We start from the raw sequence: 17,072 nt of genomic DNA, 5'->3' as shown, positions 1-17,072 counted from the left end.
CCCATCAATGGGCGGCCCATTGTACGGAATCCAGATCTACACCTTCCTGAACCATTTCCCACAGTGGGGACATTTCACGAAGCTTGCCGACGCGCTCTACCAACAATTGAACGGCGAAATCGATCTCTTCTTCGGTGGTGCCGCGACCCAAGGTGAAACGAATCGAACTATGGGCGAGTTCGTCGTTGCGACCTAATGCGCGCAGCACATAGGAAGGCTCAAGACTGGCTGACGTACAGGCCGAACCACTAGAAACGGCAAGTTCTTTAACAGCCATGATCAGCGATTCGCCCTCTACGTAGTTGAAACTGACATTGAGGTTATGCGGAACGCGGTGCTCCATGCTGCCGTTAACGTAGATCTCGGGAATTTGCTGCAAGCCTTCGAGCAGCCTGTCGCGCAGTGCGCCCAAGCGCTTGGCCTCGGCGTCCATCTCGAGCTTGGCTAAATGGAAGGCTTCGCCAATACCTACGATTTGATGGACAGGCAATGTGCCAGAGCGAAAGCCCCGCTCGTGACCACCGCCGTGCATTTGCGCCTCGATGCGAATGCGCGGTTTGCGGCGCACGTACAAAGCACCAATGCCTTTGGGGCCATAAACCTTATGTGCCGAGAAGGACATCAGGTCGACCTTGAGCTTCTGCACATCGATGGCGACCTTACCAGCGGCTTGGGTCGCATCAACGTGAAAAATGATGCCCTTTTCGCGGCAGATTTCGCCTATGGTTTCAATGTCCTGGATGACGCCGATTTCGCTGTTGACATGCATGACGGACACCAGAATGGTGTCGGGGCGCAGGGCTGCGCGAAACACATCAAGATTAATCAAGCCGTCGTCTTGAACATCGAGGTAAGTGACTTCGAAACCTTCGCGTTCCAGCTCACGGCAGGTGTCGAGCACTGCCTTGTGTTCTGTTTTGACCGTGATGATGTGCTTGCCACGACCCGAATAAAAGTGCGCAGCACCTTTAATGGCCAAGTTATCAGACTCAGTGGCGCCGGAGGTCCAGACGATTTCGCGCGGGTCGGCATTGATAAGCTCTGCCACTTGGGTACGAGCGCGTTCAACGGCTTCTTCGGCTTCCCAGCCATAAGCGTGGGTGCGCGATGCCGGGTTGCCGAACTTTTCGGTCAGCCAAGGCAACATGGCTTCGACGACACGTGGGTCGACGGGCGTAGTTGCCGCATGGTCGAGATAAATGGGACGACGTGTGGTCATGTTTGAGTGCTCCGTAATACGAATTCAATGATCGGGTTCAGATAGCCAGCGGGGAGGCTGCCCGCGCCTGCTCGGGACGAGCAGTTTCGCGTGGCGCGCTAACCGGCACACTCGCAGAGGCATCGTGCAGCAAACGCATACGCTGTTTATCGACGAGGTCCTGCAGCGAGACGGAATCCAAGTACTCGACCATCTTTTGGTTCAGGGTGGTCCATAACTCGTGCGTCATGCACTTGCTGGACTGACCGGAGCGACCCACATTACAGGACTCCTTGCCGCCGCAGCTGGTGGCATCAAGCGGTTCATCTACCGCCAAAATAATGTCGGCCACTGTAATATGGCGAGCCAGGCGCGCCAAAGAATAGCCGCCACCCGGCCCACGAACGCTACCCACCAGCTCGTGCCTGCGCAACTTACCGAACAGCTGCTCTAGATAGGACTGGGAAATGTTCTGGCGCTGGCTGATAGCCGATAACGCCACCGGCCCGCTTTGCTGACGCAAAGCTAAGTCGATCATGGCGGTAACGGCGAAACGGCCTTTGGTAGTCAAGCGCATGGGGACTCCCTGGTTATACCCGAGTAATTAACTCAAGTATAACTTATACCCGACCATATTGGTAGACTTACTCGGTAAAAAAAAACCGCGCGGTACAAAACCACCCGGTTTTTTTGCGGCGGGCTGAGCCCTTTTTTAGGCTGCCTGGTACTGGGTCACGCGCTTACGAACGACCTCGAGCACACCTTGACAGGCGTCTTCGATGTAATCGAGCACCTTACCAAAGCCTTCTACCCCACCGTAGTATGGGTCGGGCACAGTGGCTTCTTCGAATTCGTTGGCAAAACGCATCAGCAGCATAAGCTTGTGCCGATAGACCTTCGGACACATTTGCTGCAGCGCCGAAAGATTTTCCCAATCCATAGAGAGTATCAGATCGAACTCTCGGAAGTCTTCGGGACGTATCTGACGCGCCACACAGGCCGAAATATCGTAGCCACGTTTGCGAGCAGCCGCCTGCGCACGCGCATCGGGGGCTTCGCCCAAGTGGAAGTTGTGGGTAGCGGCAGAGTCGACCTCGACCTGGCCGGATAAACCAGCCTCATCGACCAGATGACGAAATACGCCTTCCGCGCTCGGTGAGCGACAGATATTACCCGTGCAGATGAAAAGTACTTTAGTCATAATGAGGTCAGATTGTGAGGGAAAACCCGCAATAAGGCAACCTTTTTCCTCGGATAAACGACGTTTACGCAACGCAGCAATATATGGCGGCAACTGATCTGGAATGCGCCAGTCCTCAAGCTCGCCGCTACTATGCGGACGCATCAACACAAACCGATAAGTTGTCAAAAAACGACGGTTGGTGTTTTTGTCCGAAATCAGCCCAAAAGCACAGCCTGCTGTTTCAAGCGCTGCAGGGTGTCGCGCACCTGTGCCGCTTGCTCGAACTCCAGGTTGCGCGCGTGATCTTGCATTTGCTTTTCCAAGCGACGGATTTCCTTAGCCAGCTTTTTATCGTCGCCCAGTACCTCGATATCGATGGGCGCTTCTTGTGCTGGGCCGGCAGGAGCCGCCATGACCCCGTCGATAAGCTCCCGCACAGCCTTGTTGACGCCTTTGGGGACAATTCCATTCGCTTCGTTAAAAGCGATCTGCTTGATGCGCCGACGCTCAGTTTCCCCCATGGCACGACGCATGGAGTCGGTGATGACATCGGCATAGAGAATAGCCTTGCCATCAAGGTTACGCGCAGCGCGCCCTATGGTCTGAATCAAACTGCGCTCTGAGCGCAGGAAACCTTCTTTGTCGGCATCCAGTATCGTGACCAGTGAAACTTCGGGAATATCCAAACCCTCGCGCAACAGGTTGATACCAACCAGCACATCGAATGCCCCCAGTCGTAGGTCCCGAATGATTTCAACGCGCTCTACCGTATCGATATCAGAGTGCAGATAACGCACTCGCACCCCATTTTCGCCTAGGTAGTCGGTAAGGTCCTCGGCCATGCGCTTGGTTAAGGTGGTCACCAATACGCGCTGTGTTTGCGCCACCCGCAGCTTGATTTCACCAAGCAAATCGTCTACTTGAGTCGCCGCCGGACGCACTTCGACCAAGGGATCCACCAAACCCGTGGGCCTGACCACCTGCTCGACCACTTGATCCGCATGGTCCTTTTCGTAGGCAGCGGGCGTCGCAGACACAAATACGGTTTGACGCATGCGCTGCTCAAACTCTTCCATCTTGAGAGGACGATTATCCAGCGCCGAGGGCAATCGAAAACCGAAGGTGACCAAGGTCTCTTTGCGCGAGCGATCGCCTTTGTACATGGCGCCGACCTGGCCGATGGTGACGTGACTTTCGTCGATGAACATTAAAGCGTCGGCCGGCAGGTAGTCGATAAGCGTAGGTGGTGGTTCGCCTGGAGCCGCCCCCGACAAGTGGCGCGAGTAGTTCTCGATGCCCTTGCAAAAACCCAGCTCTTGCAGCATTTCGAGGTCGAAACGGGTGCGCTGCTCTAGGCGTTGCGCCTCAACCAATTTACCCGCATGAGTCAGTTCGGCCAAGCGCTCGCGCAACTCAAGCTTGATGCTCTCGATGGCGCGCAAAACGGTTTCTCGCGGCGTCACGTAATGAGAACGCGGGAAGACCGTAAAACGCAGCACTTTTTGCCTGATTTTGCCCGTCAGCGGATCAAAGAGTTCCAGCGTTTCAATTTCGTCATCGAACATCGTCACCCTTACGGCAAGTTCCGCATGCTCGGCAGGGAAAATGTCGATGATCTCGCCGCGAGCACGAAAGGTACCCCGCGCGAAATCGATGTCGTTACGTTCGTACTGCATGGAAACCAGGCGCGCCAGCAGCTCTTGTCGACCGATACGGTCGCCCTCCCTCAGGGTGAGCACCATGGCGTGGTAGTCGCCTGGGTTACCGATACCGTAGATACAAGACACCGAACCCACAATAATGGTGTCGCGCCTTTCCAACAAACTTTTGGTGGCAGACAAACGCATCTGCTCTATGTGGTCGTTAATGGACGAGTCTTTCTCGATGAACAGGTCGCGCGAAGGCACGTAGGCTTCGGGCTGGTAGTAATCGTAGTAAGAAACGAAATACTCCACCGCGTTATTGGGAAAGAACTCCCGGAACTCGGCGTAGAGCTGGGCGGCCAAAGTTTTGTTGGGCGCCAACACCAAAGCCGGGCGCCCTGTGCGCGCAATGACATTGGCCATGGTGTAGGTTTTGCCGGATCCCGTCACGCCCAGCAAAGTCTGGAACATGAGCCCGTCTTCCACCCCCTCGGTGAGGGCCTCGATGGCGCTTGGCTGATCACCAGCCGGCGGATAAGGCTGGTAGAGCTCGAAGGGGCTGTTGGGGTAACGGGTAAATCCGGGCACGGTATCGGACATATAGGCGGGCCGCTCGTTTCTGGACAAGGCAGGGTTAACCCCTTATTATCACATTTATCAGGCCCGCTGTTTCTCGCGCACGGCCTGCACCTTCCCACCCTCTCCCAGCCGACACATGTCATCTCTTTTCGCTCCCGTCGAACTCGCCCCCCGCGATCCTATTCTTGGCCTTACCGAACAATTCAATGCTGATACCCGCACCCAGAAAGTGAATCTGGGCGTAGGCGTATATGGCGACGAAAACGGTCGCCTACCGCTGCTGCAAGCCGTACAACAGGCCGAAGCCCGCCTGCTGGCTACGCCGCGCCCCCGCGGCTATCAGCCCATCGACGGCGCCCCGGCCTACAACAAGGCCGCGCAAGCCTTGCTGTTGGGTAGCGATCACGCCGCCATCACCGAAGGCCGCGCCGTCACCGTGCAAACCTTGGGCGGCACGGGAGCCCTGAAAATAGGCGCCGACTTCCTGCGTCAATGGTTGCCGCAAGCTGACGTGGTCATCAGCAATCCCAGCTGGGAAAACCACCGCGCCATCTTCGAGCGCGCAGGCTTCAACGTAGGCACCTACCCCTATTACGACGCTGACTCCCACGGCCTGGATTTCGAGGGCATGGTCAAGCACCTTGAGTCGCTGCCAGCCGGCACCATCGTTGTCCTGCACGCATGCTGCCACAACCCCACCGGCGTCGACCCCACCCCCGAACAATGGCAGCGCATTGCGGCGGTCGTTCAGTCACGCGGCCTGCTGCCTTTCATCGACATGGCTTACCAAGGCTTTGGCGACGGCCTGCAAGAAGACGCCGCCACCGTACGCCTGTTCGCCGGTCTGGGCATCAATGTGGTGATCAGTTCGTCCTTCTCGAAATCCTTCTCTTTGTATGGCGAGCGCGTAGGCGCCCTGACTCTGCTTACCACCAGCGCCGACGAAAGCGCACGGGTACTCAGCCAGCTCAAGCGCACCATACGCACCAACTATTCCAACCCGCCCACACATGGCAGCGCCATCGTTTCCACGGTGCTCAACACCCCCGAACTCGCCCAGCTCTGGGAGCAAGAACTCGCCCAGATGCGCAACCGCATTCGCGACATGCGCGGCCAGTTGGTCAGCAAGCTAGCCGCTCTTGGCGTACAGCAAGACTTCAGTTTCATCCTTAGCCAACGCGGTATGTTCTCTTATTCGGGCTTGAGCCCAGAACAAGTCGCCAGGCTATGCAACGAATTCGGCATTTACGCCGTAGGCACTGGGCGCATTTGCGTCTCGGCGCTTAACCCCAATAATCTCGACTATGTTGCACAATCTGTCGCTCAGGTTTACAAAACGAGCGGGGCAGCATAAAATAGTTGTCTTTTGCCACAGGCCATAAGGCTTGCGCACACCCTATACGGCTTTATTGCCCGCATAGGCAACCATTGGGCCAATATTGAAAGCACCATGCTTGCAATAAACACCCAAGGCGCAAACAACGGTCTGTGGGTTCTGGTTTTGCGCCCACTGGCTTGCGGCAGTATCCGTACAGGGCGCGGTACTCCGTTTATAGATTCAGCACTTTACATATACCATGGCCAATTCAGCCCAAGCTCGTAAGCGCGCCCGTCAAGCGGTTGCCCGCAACAAACATAACTCCAGCCTGCGCTCCATGCTGCGCACGTCCATCAAGCGCGTTCGCCAAGCTATCGCCGCCGGCGACCAAGCTGCCGCCAACGAAGTCTTCCACAAAGCTAGCAGCGTCATCGATCGCGTGGCCGACAAAAACGTCATCCACAAGAATAAAGCTGCTCGCCACAAGAGCCGCCTGTCGGCTGCCATCAAGGCCCTGGCTGCCTGATAAGGCTTGCTCAGCCATCGGCCCCGTGCCGTTTGGCCTAGCGTTTGCCGGCCTTTAAGTTGCCGTCTTACGCTTGATGCTAAAACCCCGCCCTTAAAAAAGCGGGGTTTTTGTCGTTGTCCGTTTGCAACACTTTATTCGGAGCACAGTTCGATCATGAGCGATACCGCCCTACCGGTGCTGATGCAGTGCTTTGCCCTGCCCCCAAGCGCACCGCCCGATAGCCTGAGTCGTCTGCAAGCCGCTTACGAAGTCGTACCACTTTGGCAAGCCGCCGATGCCTCTGCCTGCATCGCTGCTCATGGACACAGAACCCAAGTGCTGGCCACCAGCGCTTTTATTCCTGTAGATGCGGCTTTCATCGACCAGTTTCCTGCATTGCAGGCTATCTGTAATCTGGGTGTCGGCTACGACAATATCGACGTGGCTCATGCCAAGCGGCGCGGCATCAAGGTTAGCAACACCCCCGACGTGTTAGACGACTGCGTTGCCGACCTTGCATGGGGTCTGATCCTAAGCACTTTGCGAGGCATGGGGGCAGCCGAACGTTATTTGCGCTCGGGGCAGTGGACGAGCCGCTTGGCGGCACTCCCCATGGGGCATCGTGTAACAGGCAAGCGCCTGGGTATTGTCGGGCTCGGCCGTATCGGACAGGCCATCGCCACTCGCGCGCAGGGATTCTGCATGCCCGTACGTTATCACAACCGCAACCCTAGACCCGAATGCCCGTACGAGTACGCCGCAAGCCTGCCCGAGCTGGCAGAATGGGCAGACATTCTTGTGATTGCCACCACGGGCGGCGAGCAGACTCGGCACCTGATAAACATGCCGATACTTCAGGCTCTAGGGCCTGAAGGTTTTCTCATCAATATCGCACGAGGATCCGTCGTCGACGAAGAGGCCCTGGCACAAGCCTTGGAGCAAGGCATCATCGCAGGGGCAGGTCTGGACGTTTTCGAAGATGAGCCTCATGTGCCTGCTGGGCTGCTACAGGCCGATAACGCCACACTGCTGCCCCACATTGCCAGCGCCACCATCGAAACCCGTAGCGCCATGGTGGCCCTGCAGCTTGATAATCTGTGCGCCTACGCACGCTCGGGGCGTTTACTCACTGAAGTTCAGCCCTGACACCAGCGTTGCACTCAGATTTACGGCACCGGCGCGCTACGTGCCTGTGCCGTAAAAATGCCACTTGCCACTTACTCTAACGCTGATGGCGGCTTGACTATGCAATCAACCGACAAAGGACCACCCCTGTCGAAAAGAAAGCTCAGCGTCTGGGAGCTGCCCATTTCCAGAGCCTGCCGAGCTTGCTCCAGCATCACGTGATAGCCATTGCTGGTTTTAAAAGCAAACTCGCCCCCCGCGGGGATGACTATCGGCTCGGCATGCATCATCTTCGCCATGCCATTCTCGTCTCGACTGGCGTGCAGCATAGCGTGGGCAAATGCATCAGTCTGGACGCCGGACAAGGTGATGGGTGCGGTCGACTCATTGCGAACCTTGAAGTAGGCAGCCGAAGGTAGATGGGTAGGCAAGGCCCGAATCCAGCAATCTTCTATCTTGACCCCTAACGGCGGCTCGTCGGAAGACGGGGCCACTCCAGCCCCATGATGATGTCCGCCATGATCATGGGCTTGCGCCGCCCCGACAGCAAACACGGAACTCGCCAGCCACACTGTTAATTGCTTGCTTATCATGCTGCGCTCTCAGTGAGCGCCATGCGCATGGCCATGCCCCTGCACAGCCGGAGCAGAGCCGTGCCCCCCATGTGTCAGGGCTCTGACGGGCACACTCAGCGTCTGGGTCTCGCGCTTGCCATCTTGCTCGAACACCAGCGTGACACTGATGTGCTCGCCCTCTTTCAGCTGTTGAGCCAAGCCCAAGAGCATGATGTGATAGCCGCCGGGCGCCAAGGTGACGGTTTCGCCGGCAGGCAAAGCCAAGTCTTGAATCTGACGCATACGCATCACGTCATTTTGCATGGCCATTTCGTGGATCTCCACATTCTGGGCAGCTTGAGACTCAGCCGCCAGCAAGCGGACATCCGTATCCGATTTCAACTGCATGAAAACACCTGAAGCCGGCTGGCCAGGCACTGTGGCGCGCGCCCACGGATCAGTTACGTGGACATCAGCCCAAGCATGAGCCATGCCCAGCGTGCAACCAGCAAGGACAAATGCGGTTTTGTTAAGAAATTTCATGGTATTGCTCCGATGGCACACCTGATTTGCCTACTGCCCTAGGGGTCAGGCGTTCAGGTGTATAACTCAAGGGAACGCATGCCTGGCACGGCCATGCGTCATAAGGTTCAAGCTGAAAACTTAAACCACCATCGGGGGCGCACGAGCGCCCAAAGGGGAACCTATTTTTCTTGTGAACGATGCGACAGCAGACTCGCCTGGGGCCCATGCCACGCCGTACAGAGAAGGCTCGGCAAATACCCAAGCCGTGTGCGGCGGCAAAGCCTGTGCCGCCAGCTGAGCCGCGAAGACGCAATGCAGCGGCTGCGCGGCGCTGTCGTCTTGGCCAGTGTCGTTGTGAGCATTGAAAAGGGCAATCGCCACCACACGGGTTTGGCCGGCCCCCGAGCAAAGCGTTAGCCATTGCAACTCGCCGCTTGCCCCAGGCATATATCCAGCCGGCAATACAACACGGCAAGCCATGGCCAACATGGCCAGCCCCAGCACCCATGTACTGGCTGAAAGCGAGATCAGTCTAAGCAGTGGCCGTGCAATAAAGGGCATGGATGCGAATCAGCTTGGGCTGGAGGGTTCCTGCGGTGGTAGCTCGCGGGTTTGCAAATGGTTGTCTTGCGCAAAACCACAGACAAAACGCCAAGCCAGGGGTTCGAGCTCACGTAATCGATGATCGACAACAACACACCGAGCCCCTTCGAAATAGGAAGGAACCACATATGGCGAATATGCCAAAGGACCAGCATCAAAGCCTGGGGGCTTAAAGCGGGACATCACCCCGGCCAACCTCTCGGCCCAATCACTGGGTCGAAAACGTTCACCTGACTGGGTCAACCCCAAAATGACCAGCTGCTGCTTCTCCGACATGACGCCTAAAGTTCCGATGGCCCCACTATTGCGAGCCGCTTCCTGACACAACACTCGATTGTATATGATACTGTTACCCTCTACACGTTTCGCCACCCAACTCACAGGCACCTCATGTCTTCCGCCAGCATCAATGCCCCCAAGCTGCGCCATTTTCTGCAGTTCAACGATTTTTCCAAGGCCGAAATTCTTTATCTGCTTGATCGAGCCCGCCTGATCAAAGAGAAATTCAAGCATTACGAACCGCATCGCACCTTGCACGACCGCACGCTGGCGATGGTATTCGAGAAAGCCAGCACGCGAACCCGGGTTTCATTCGAGGCCGGCATGTATCAGATGGGCGGGGCGGTCATCCATCTCACCACCGGCGACTCGCAACTAGGTCGTTCTGAGCCCATTGAAGACACGGCCCGCGTTGTATCGCGCATGGTCGACTTGGTCATGATTCGTACCTTCGAGCAAACCCGTCTTGAACGCTTTGCCGAACACTCTCGCGTGCCCGTCATCAACGGCCTCACCAACGAATTCCATCCCTGCCAGATTCTGGCAGACATCTTCACCTATATCGAGCATCGTGGCAGCCTGGAAGGCAAGGTGGTCGCGTGGGTGGGTGACGCCAACAACATGGCCTATACCTGGTTGCAGGCCGCCGAACAGCTCGGTTTTACCTTGCACGTATCAGCCCCCGCTGGTTATCGTCTGGAATCCAGCCGTATTGGACAACTTGCGCCACACGTCCTTAAGCAGTTCGATGATCCCATGCAGGCTTGCCAAGGCGCCCACCTGGTTACCACGGATGTCTGGACCAGCATGGGTTACGAAGAAGAGAACGAAGCCAGGCGCAAAGCCTTCGCTGACTGGTGCGTCGACGCTGAGATGATGGCTGCCGCCGCCCCCGAGGCTTTGTTCATGCATTGCTTGCCGGCCCACCGTGGCGAAGAAGTCACCGCTCAAGTCATAGACGGCCCACAAAGCGTGGTGTGGGAAGAAGCCGAAAACCGCATGCACGTACAAAAAGCACTTATGGAGTTTTTGTTGCTGGGCCAGTTGTAACAAAACACAGGTACGCCAGCAGCCTTAGTCTAAGGCATCCCATTTACGTACCGCCACATGCTCTCTAAATGCCGCCCATGGGCGGCATTTTTTCGTCCCCGCAAAAAAACTGCATTAGATATCTATTGATACAAATACGACCAAAAACCTAGGGTTAATCTCGAGATAAATTGTGATGACTCATAACTAAAATATTCTTGCGCCCCTAGTCCGGGCGGCTCGCGTAAAGAAAACAAGACCTGCTCAGCGCGAGAACCATCAATATTCGGAGACATCAGCATGCATTCCCACCCCGGCAAGCCACATTTGCTTTGCGCCACACTGCTTTGCACCGCTTTACTGGCCGCGTGCGGCGGAAGCAGCGGCGATGATTCTAACGCCAGTGATCCCACAGACCCTCCAAAAGCCTCCGAAATCACCATCAAGCGCGACAAGTACGGCACCCCGCACATTTACGCAGAAGACACGTATTCCCTTTTCTATGGCATGGGTTATGCCGTGGCTGAAGACCGCCTGTTCCAATGGGAAATGATCAAGCGCATGGCACGCGGCACCACAGCCGAAGCCTTGGGTGCCGATTACATTGAAGCCGATAAGGCTGCTCGCAAAGCCTATGATGCCAAGACTTTGCAACAGCAAATCGACGAGCTGCCCAAGGCAGACCGCGATATTCTGGTTGGCTGGGCCGACGGATACAACAAACGTCTGCAGGAAGTGCTTGCCGCACCCGATAGCCTAATGCCCAAGCAATTTTCAGACTTTGGCATTGCTCCCACACCTATATCCGCTTTGGATCTGGTCGCAGCATACTTCCGCGGCTCTTTGGCCAATTTCGCCGACTCTAATTCTGAAGTCGCCAACCTCGGTTTACTCAGCGCCCTACAGCAACGACACGGCGAACAAACAGGCAAAAATATTTTTGACCAGCTTCGATGGAAGAATGACCCTGCCTCGCCCACCAGCATAAAAGAGTCCGACATCACTAATGTCGCACTAGGGCAGCCCCGTCAAGCTGGCACCTCACTTGCCTCTTGGACAAACGATTTGGCGACATGGGCGAAAACCACCGTCGCAGCCCTGTTACCAAAAGGAGCAAGCCAAGCTCCAACAAAGTTAGTGCAGCGAGTGTCACCTGAAGTTATTAATGAAACTCTTGCGGCTGAAATGGAAAACTATGGAGGCACTGGACCTGATTATTTTCCGCGCGCTTCTAATACTTGGCTACTCAACGGCGACAGAGTAGAAGAAGGCCAAGCCGCCCTTTACATCGGCCCACAATATGGCAACAACAACCCCACCAACGCCTTTGGTGTAGGTTTGCATGGCGCAGGCTATAACGCCGTGGGTACCAGCCACTGGGGTTTCCCTATGATCATGTGGGGTGCTAACGACAAAATCGGTTGGGGCGTGACTGTAGGTTTCGGTGACACAGTCGATATTTTCCAACTGCAAATCAATCCCAACAACCCCATGCAATACCGCCACAATGGCGGCTGGCGCAATTTGACCAAACGCACCGAAACGATTTCCGTCAAGGGTGCTGACGATGTCTCGGTGGAGTTTCTGTCCAGCCATTACGGCCAGATCGACAGCTTCGACGAGGCTCAAGGTGTAGCGTATGCACGGGGACGAACTTGGGTCGGTCAGGAAGTGAGCACGCTGATTGCTTGGTCCAAAATGAACAAGGCACAGAACTGGCAAGAGTATCTGGAACAAGGCAGCAAAATCGCAGCTTCGCTTAACTGGTATTACGTGGATGCCGATAACAACATCGGTGCAGCCTACTTAGGGGCGTTCGTCGAGAAACCTTCAGGCCACGACTTCCGCTTACCGTTGCCAGGCGATGGTTCCGCCGATTGGCTGGGTGCACTACCTTTCTCCAAGCAGCCTAAGGTTTTGAACCCCGAGTCGGGCGAGATCATTAACTGGAACAACAAAGTCAGTGCTTCGTGGGATAACGCTGACTACCAGTTCTGGGGCCGAGCTCACCACGTCAATGTTATCAACAACGCCGTCAACCGAAAGGAAAAGCTGACTTTAGAGGAATTCCACGAAACCAACGAGATTGTTTCGCACACAGAAGTCAACTTCAACTACTTCAAGCCCCTGCTGGCAGAAGCCAGTCAGGCCTTGGCTGAAGGTGACCCGCTTAAACCAGTTTACGAAGTCTTGGCTGACTGGGACGGCTACAGCCACCCCAATGCTGAAACGGGTGTCTACGACTCTGCTGCCTACACCATCTTCCGTACCTGGCTGCCCAAACTGGTAGAAGCCGCTTTGCGCGACGATTTGCCGGACGCCTATTGGGCACAGTATAGAAACGCGTCGGCGGCCTCTACATCCATAGGCGTTAACGTCGCGCTAAACGCCTTGCTGGGTGAAGAAGCCACGGTTGCCCAGAACTATGACTTCCTTAATGGCGAAAGCCGCAATGACGTCATCAACCGGGTCATGGCTGATTCCGTGCAAGACCTGACCGCTCGTTTTGGACATGCCACCCTCAACGACTGGCTGTCTCCGCTTATCCCTCATACCTTCGGGGTCAGGGCCATTGGCGGCGTTACCGTCAACACCGCAGACCAGGCCGTATCGCTTCCTGCCGAAATGGCACGCGGCACCGCCAACCACATGGTGACTTTCAAAGGGAATCAACTGGATTACGCGGACGTCATCGCACCCGGACAAAGTGGCTTCGTCGCTCCCGATGGGTCGGCCAGCCCACACTATCAAGATCAGTTGAAGTTGTACGGCGACTTCAAACTCAAGCCAGGCAGCTTGAACGACGTCCAAGCAGTTAGCACCCAAACGCTTAATGTAGAGCGCTAGACTCCTGGGGGGAGTAGAACCGGGCCCTGAATCTGGCGCAAGCCAGGTTCGGGGCCTGTTTCTATTGGCACACAGCGATCTCTTAATAGGGTTGCAAACGCTTAAGCAAACGCATGAACTCCTTGGCTTCCTCGGGCGTCAATTTACTAATCAGGGCGGCATCCGCCTTGATGATGGCTTGCTCTATGGCAAGCACTAGCTCCGTCCCCGAAGGCGTCAAGGTCAACAGCTGCCGTCGCCCATCGGATTTGTCCTTATCGCGGCACACGTGCCCTGCTTTGGACATTTTGGTAACCAGTGCCACCACATTTGGCATGGCAATGTTCAGTCGTTTGGAAATATCCATGGCCGACACGGCCTCATTGGCATCTATCGCCGCCAGCACCGTGAACTCTAGCGGCGTCAAGCCCAAGGGCTGAACTTCTCGAGCCCAGTTAACCATAAAGTATGAGTAAGTCAGGCGGATATTAAAGCCCAACAACTTATCCAGACGCCCCAGACCGATCGAGCTTTTTTCCATGACGAACTACCTCGTTTTATAGCCTTGGCACCGCTGCCAACAAGGCTCGTGTTTGCGAATGCTCGGGATGACGCAAGACCGACTCGACGAGGCCCTGCTCTACGATACGGCCTTCATGCATGACAGCCATTCTATCGGCCATGTATTCAACCACACCGAAATTGTGGGTGATGAATAAATACGCCATGCGATATTGGCGCTGCAGATCCATCAGCAACTCCAGAATCTGCGCCTGCACTGAGACGTCCAGAGCCGAGGTAGGTTCATCAAGAATGAGTAAGGCGGGCTCAACCGCCAAGGCGCGAGCAATGGCAATACGCTGGCGCTGCCCACCCGAGAATTCGTGCGGATAACGCTGCAGCGCATCGGCAGGTAGCCCTACCCTTTCCATCCACTGCGCCGCATGGCGCTGCACCTCGGGGTGGCTTAAAGCGGGCTTAAGCGCGCGCATGCCCTCAGCCAGAATCTCACCCACTCGTATACGCGGGTTCAAAGAGGCATAAGGGTCTTGGAACACCACCTGCATGGCACGTCTCATGACTCTTTTGGCACGCTTGTCTGCATCCACCAGAGGCCGCCCCGAAAGCCAAGCCTGGCCGCCAAGCTTGGCACTTTTATCCAGCAAGCCTAGCAAGGCCTTGGCAGTCGTGGTTTTACCGCAACCTGAGCCCCCCACCAGAGCCAATGTTTCTCCTTCATGCAGCTCGAAGCTAACGTGGTGCACAACCGGCACGCTGGTGCGCACCAAACCGGCGTAACGTCGTTGCTCATAAGCCACCGATAAGCCTTCGACCCGCAACAGCAGGGATTGAGCCTGCTCTTTAGCATCTGTGTGTTTGGAAACCACCGGCGAGGCATTGTTAGCCGGCTCTGCCTGCTGCACGCTCAGGCGCTGCCCTCTTTTGTCGAAGGTGGGAATGGCTGCGAGCAACTGCCTAGCATAAGGATGACGTGGCGCCGAAAAAAACTCGGGCACAGGAGAAGTGTCCAGTATTTCTCCGCCCCGCATGAGGGAAACCCAGTCAGCAACCTGCCTCACTACAGCAAGATCGTGGGTGATCAGCAGCATGGCCAAACCCATCTCTTGTTGAATGCTTCGCAACAACTCCAGAATCTGCGCCTGCACAGTCACATCCAAGGCTGTGGTGGGCTCATCCGCAATCAAAAGACTGGGTTCGGCGGCCAAAGCCATGGCAATCATGATGCGCTGCTTCTGTCCCCCAGAAAACTGGAAGGGATAATCGTTCAGGCGCTTTTCCGGCTCTTCTATGCCTACTCGTTCAAGCCAGGCAGCAGCACGCTCGCGAGCCGCAGCCCCTCGCAAGGGGGTATGTGCGTGCACGGTTTCAAGGATTTGACTACCTATGCTTAAAACCGGGTTCAAGCACGAAGCCGGCTCTTGAAACACCATGCCTATGCGCCCCCCGCGCACAGCTCGCATACTTGCCTCGGGTAGGCGCAGAAGCTCGGTATCGTCCAGTTCGACTGAGCCTTCTGTTACCGCCGCAGCTTCGGGCAGCAAACGTAACAAGGCCAATGCCGTCATGCTTTTACCGCTGCCCGATTCCCCTACCAAAGCAAAGGTCTGCCCACGCGAAACGGATAGGCTCAGACTGTTTACCGCCTGCATGACGCGCTCGTCGGTTTCCACCTCTATGGAAAGATCGCGCACCCGCAGCAACACGGAATTGGTGCTCATGCCGCCCCCTTTACTTGCTGCTTGCGGGAACGCAAAACCGAGCGGCCCCTGATACGTCGAGCACGAGGATCAAAGGCACGTTGCACAGCATCGGCGAACAGGTTGGCCGACAGCACCAAGGCCAACATGAAAGTAAAGGCAGCCAAAAGACTCCACCAAATCATAGGGTCGCGAGCCATTTCAAGACGAGCGGCATCAATCATGGTGCCAAACGAAGGCGTAGCGGGATCCACGCCTATACCTAAGTAGGATAGAACAGCCTCGTAAAGCACCAGACCGGAGAACTCCAAAGCGGCTGTGATCAAAACAATATGCATGAGGTTGGGCAAAAGATGCCGCAACATAATCCGCAGATGGCTCACGCCAAAGGCTTTGGCCGCTTGCACGTATTCGAGCTCTCGCAACTTGAGCGTCTCGGCGCGCAACATGCGACATAGCCCTGCCCACCCGGTAAGCCCAAGAATCACACACAGCAAGAACAAACGCAGATCGGCGCGTGCGGCCATGGTTGGGAACAAGTCGGGATGGGTATCAATGTAAACCTGCATCATCAACACGCAAGCCGCAATAAGCAAGACGCCTGGAATAGAGGTCAGCGTGGTGTAAACATATTGAATGACATCATCGACACGCCCCTTGAAGTAGCCGGCCGAAATTCCAAACAGCAGCGCCGGGGGCAACATGGCCAGCGTGGTCAGCGTTCCAATTACCCAAGCGGTTCGCAGCCCTTTCAAAGACAGGCCCAATACATCATTGCCGGTTCTATCGGTTCCCAGAACATGATAGTTACCCGCAAGCGCCAGCCCGACGCCAGCGATAAGGCACAGCAACAGCCAGGTAAGCCAGATGGCACGCCAACGTATGCCCGACTCGGCTCGCCACCAAGACAGCCAAGCTCGCCAGATGGAGCCGCTGGCGCGCCAATGCGCCAGCGTTAACAGCACAGCCAACAACACAGCCGCCACGGCCCCGAAAAGCAAACCTTGAAGCACTCGCGCCTGAATGTCCTCAGCGCGCTGCTCATCGTTTTGCAGCCCTAGCCCGGCATTGAGAAGCCGCGGGTATACGCGCTGTGCCTCGCCGTTAACCCATTGCGTTTCTTTGGTGAATTGATACAAAGATAAAGGGGCGGAATACGTGTTTTCGGGGCTACCCATGCGCGTCAAGCCCATTAGGTCGTCCAGCACCGAGCGCACCACGGGCGAATACTTGGTTTCGCTAGCGACCTCACCCTCTTGTGGCGGAATAACAGGACGGTAATGAATGGAATCGAGCACCGCCACCAAGAAAAAAACCGTCAAAATAACGCTGGCACACATGGCCGGTGCGTCGGCGGCAACCGTACTCCACACGCGGCGCAAATTTGGCCTGCGTGCGACATGGATGGCATACACACAAAGTGCGACAGCCAGACCCAATATGAAGGCATCCGTCCAGAGCAAGGTGAACTTGGGCATGGGTT

Annotated in this window: 16 protein-coding genes; 5 read left to right on the top strand and 11 right to left on the bottom strand. The window is 56.2% G+C overall.

The window, feature by feature from the left end:
• Positions 1-4: 4 nt before the first annotated feature.
• The 4 genes from H0484_RS09875 to uvrB form a co-directional block, all read right to left on the bottom strand.
• A complete protein-coding gene (locus H0484_RS09875; RefSeq protein ID WP_226954400.1) occupies positions 5-1,219 on the bottom strand; it encodes an IscS subfamily cysteine desulfurase in 1,215 nt (404 codons plus the stop codon).
• Between the two features lie 37 nt (positions 1,220-1,256).
• Entirely contained in the window at positions 1,257-1,775 is a 519-nt protein-coding gene (locus H0484_RS09870) for a Fe-S cluster assembly transcription factor (RefSeq protein WP_226954399.1), read from the bottom strand.
• A gap of 135 nt (positions 1,776-1,910) precedes the next feature.
• Complete coding sequence (locus H0484_RS09865; protein WP_226954456.1) at positions 1,911-2,402, bottom strand: low molecular weight protein-tyrosine-phosphatase; 492 nt, start codon at positions 2,400-2,402, stop codon at positions 1,911-1,913.
• 194 nt (positions 2,403-2,596) lie between these two features.
• Complete coding sequence (gene uvrB, locus H0484_RS09860) at positions 2,597-4,624, bottom strand: excinuclease ABC subunit UvrB (protein ID WP_226954455.1); 2,028 nt, start codon at positions 4,622-4,624, stop codon at positions 2,597-2,599.
• Between the two features lie 115 nt (positions 4,625-4,739).
• Between uvrB and H0484_RS09855 the strand changes: the two genes are divergently transcribed.
• From H0484_RS09855 to H0484_RS09845, 3 genes are all read left to right on the top strand, one after another.
• Positions 4,740-5,957, top strand: a complete 1,218-nt coding sequence (locus H0484_RS09855) for an amino acid aminotransferase (RefSeq protein ID WP_226954398.1) — start codon at positions 4,740-4,742, stop codon at positions 5,955-5,957.
• Positions 5,958-6,180: 223 nt separating this feature from the next.
• Positions 6,181-6,447: a 30S ribosomal protein S20 gene (rpsT, locus tag H0484_RS09850; RefSeq protein WP_226954397.1), complete on the top strand. Its 267-nt coding sequence runs from the start codon at positions 6,181-6,183 to the stop codon at positions 6,445-6,447.
• Between the two features lie 156 nt (positions 6,448-6,603).
• The gene (locus H0484_RS09845) at positions 6,604-7,575 is read left to right on the top strand and encodes a 2-hydroxyacid dehydrogenase (protein WP_226954396.1); all 972 of its coding nucleotides are present in this window, start codon (positions 6,604-6,606) and stop codon (positions 7,573-7,575) included.
• Between the two features lie 71 nt (positions 7,576-7,646).
• On the opposite strand, the gene H0484_RS09840 is transcribed toward H0484_RS09845, so the two are convergent.
• The 4 genes from H0484_RS09840 to H0484_RS09825 all read right to left on the bottom strand — a co-directional run bounded on the left by H0484_RS09840 (position 7,647) and on the right by H0484_RS09825 (position 9,512).
• On the bottom strand, positions 7,647-8,147 hold the full coding sequence (locus H0484_RS09840; protein ID WP_226954395.1) for a copper chaperone PCu(A)C: 501 nt from the start codon (positions 8,145-8,147) through the stop codon (positions 7,647-7,649).
• Positions 8,148-8,156: 9 nt separating this feature from the next.
• Entirely contained in the window at positions 8,157-8,651 is a 495-nt protein-coding gene (locus H0484_RS09835) for a copper chaperone PCu(A)C (protein WP_226954394.1), read from the bottom strand.
• 120 nt (positions 8,652-8,771) lie between these two features.
• Positions 8,772-9,194 carry a hypothetical protein gene (locus H0484_RS09830; protein ID WP_226954393.1) on the bottom strand — a complete coding sequence of 141 codons (423 nt, stop codon included), beginning with the start codon at positions 9,192-9,194 and terminating at the stop codon, positions 8,772-8,774.
• Between the two features lie 9 nt (positions 9,195-9,203).
• On the bottom strand, positions 9,204-9,512 hold the full coding sequence (locus H0484_RS09825; protein ID WP_226954392.1) for a DUF3579 domain-containing protein: 309 nt from the start codon (positions 9,510-9,512) through the stop codon (positions 9,204-9,206).
• Between the two features lie 114 nt (positions 9,513-9,626).
• Between H0484_RS09825 and argF the strand changes: the two genes are divergently transcribed.
• Positions 9,627-10,565, top strand: coding sequence for an ornithine carbamoyltransferase (argF, locus tag H0484_RS09820; RefSeq protein WP_226954390.1), 939 nt, complete (start codon positions 9,627-9,629; stop codon positions 10,563-10,565).
• A 279-nt stretch (positions 10,566-10,844) separates the two neighbouring features.
• On the top strand, positions 10,845-13,391 hold the full coding sequence (locus H0484_RS09815; RefSeq protein ID WP_226954389.1) for a penicillin acylase family protein: 2,547 nt from the start codon (positions 10,845-10,847) through the stop codon (positions 13,389-13,391).
• A gap of 82 nt (positions 13,392-13,473) precedes the next feature.
• Here H0484_RS09815 and H0484_RS09810 read toward each other — a convergent pair whose 3' ends face one another.
• Genes H0484_RS09810 through H0484_RS09800 form a run of 3 tightly spaced genes read right to left on the bottom strand, consistent with a single transcriptional unit; the run spans position 13,474 to position 17,067 of the window.
• Positions 13,474-13,911, bottom strand: a complete 438-nt coding sequence (locus tag H0484_RS09810; RefSeq protein ID WP_226954388.1) for a MarR family winged helix-turn-helix transcriptional regulator — start codon at positions 13,909-13,911, stop codon at positions 13,474-13,476.
• A gap of 16 nt (positions 13,912-13,927) precedes the next feature.
• The gene (locus H0484_RS09805) at positions 13,928-15,610 is read right to left on the bottom strand and encodes an ABC transporter ATP-binding protein (RefSeq protein WP_226954387.1); all 1,683 of its coding nucleotides are present in this window, start codon (positions 15,608-15,610) and stop codon (positions 13,928-13,930) included.
• Positions 15,607-17,067 carry an ABC transporter permease gene (locus tag H0484_RS09800; RefSeq protein ID WP_226954386.1) on the bottom strand — a complete coding sequence of 487 codons (1,461 nt, stop codon included), beginning with the start codon at positions 17,065-17,067 and terminating at the stop codon, positions 15,607-15,609. The genes H0484_RS09805 and H0484_RS09800 overlap by 4 nt, the downstream gene beginning before the upstream one ends.
• Between the last annotated feature and the right edge of the window lie 5 nt (positions 17,068-17,072).

It is taken from the genome of Mesopusillimonas faecipullorum (assembly GCF_020539505.1).
In the GTDB taxonomy this organism is placed as follows: domain Bacteria; phylum Pseudomonadota; class Gammaproteobacteria; order Burkholderiales; family Burkholderiaceae_B; genus Mesopusillimonas; species Mesopusillimonas faecipullorum.
Note: the sequence above shows the minus strand (reverse complement) of the source record. Positions and strands in the feature narration are given on the sequence as shown.

Excerpts from the sequence above, each read along its gene's own strand:
- H0484_RS09875 (WP_226954400.1), bottom strand. The coding sequence starts at position 1,219 with ATGACCACACGTCGTCCCATTTATCTCGACCATGCGGCAACTACGCCC.
- H0484_RS09870 (WP_226954399.1), bottom strand. The coding sequence starts at position 1,775 with ATGCGCTTGACTACCAAAGGCCGTTTCGCCGTTACCGCCATGATCGAC.
- uvrB (WP_226954455.1), bottom strand. The coding sequence starts at position 4,624 with ATGTCCGATACCGTGCCCGGATTTACCCGTTACCCCAACAGCCCCTTC.
- H0484_RS09855 (WP_226954398.1), top strand. The coding sequence starts at position 4,740 with ATGTCATCTCTTTTCGCTCCCGTCGAACTCGCCCCCCGCGATCCTATT.
- rpsT (WP_226954397.1), top strand. The coding sequence starts at position 6,181 with ATGGCCAATTCAGCCCAAGCTCGTAAGCGCGCCCGTCAAGCGGTTGCC.
- H0484_RS09845 (WP_226954396.1), top strand. The coding sequence starts at position 6,604 with ATGAGCGATACCGCCCTACCGGTGCTGATGCAGTGCTTTGCCCTGCCC.
- H0484_RS09840 (WP_226954395.1), bottom strand. The coding sequence starts at position 8,147 with ATGATAAGCAAGCAATTAACAGTGTGGCTGGCGAGTTCCGTGTTTGCT.
- H0484_RS09835 (WP_226954394.1), bottom strand. The coding sequence starts at position 8,651 with ATGAAATTTCTTAACAAAACCGCATTTGTCCTTGCTGGTTGCACGCTG.
- H0484_RS09830 (WP_226954393.1), bottom strand. The coding sequence starts at position 9,194 with ATGCCCTTTATTGCACGGCCACTGCTTAGACTGATCTCGCTTTCAGCC.
- H0484_RS09825 (WP_226954392.1), bottom strand. The coding sequence starts at position 9,512 with ATGTCGGAGAAGCAGCAGCTGGTCATTTTGGGGTTGACCCAGTCAGGT.
- argF (WP_226954390.1), top strand. The coding sequence starts at position 9,627 with ATGTCTTCCGCCAGCATCAATGCCCCCAAGCTGCGCCATTTTCTGCAG.
- H0484_RS09815 (WP_226954389.1), top strand. The coding sequence starts at position 10,845 with ATGCATTCCCACCCCGGCAAGCCACATTTGCTTTGCGCCACACTGCTT.
- H0484_RS09810 (WP_226954388.1), bottom strand. The coding sequence starts at position 13,911 with ATGGAAAAAAGCTCGATCGGTCTGGGGCGTCTGGATAAGTTGTTGGGC.
- H0484_RS09805 (WP_226954387.1), bottom strand. The coding sequence starts at position 15,610 with ATGAGCACCAATTCCGTGTTGCTGCGGGTGCGCGATCTTTCCATAGAG.
- H0484_RS09800 (WP_226954386.1), bottom strand. The coding sequence starts at position 17,067 with ATGCCCAAGTTCACCTTGCTCTGGACGGATGCCTTCATATTGGGTCTG.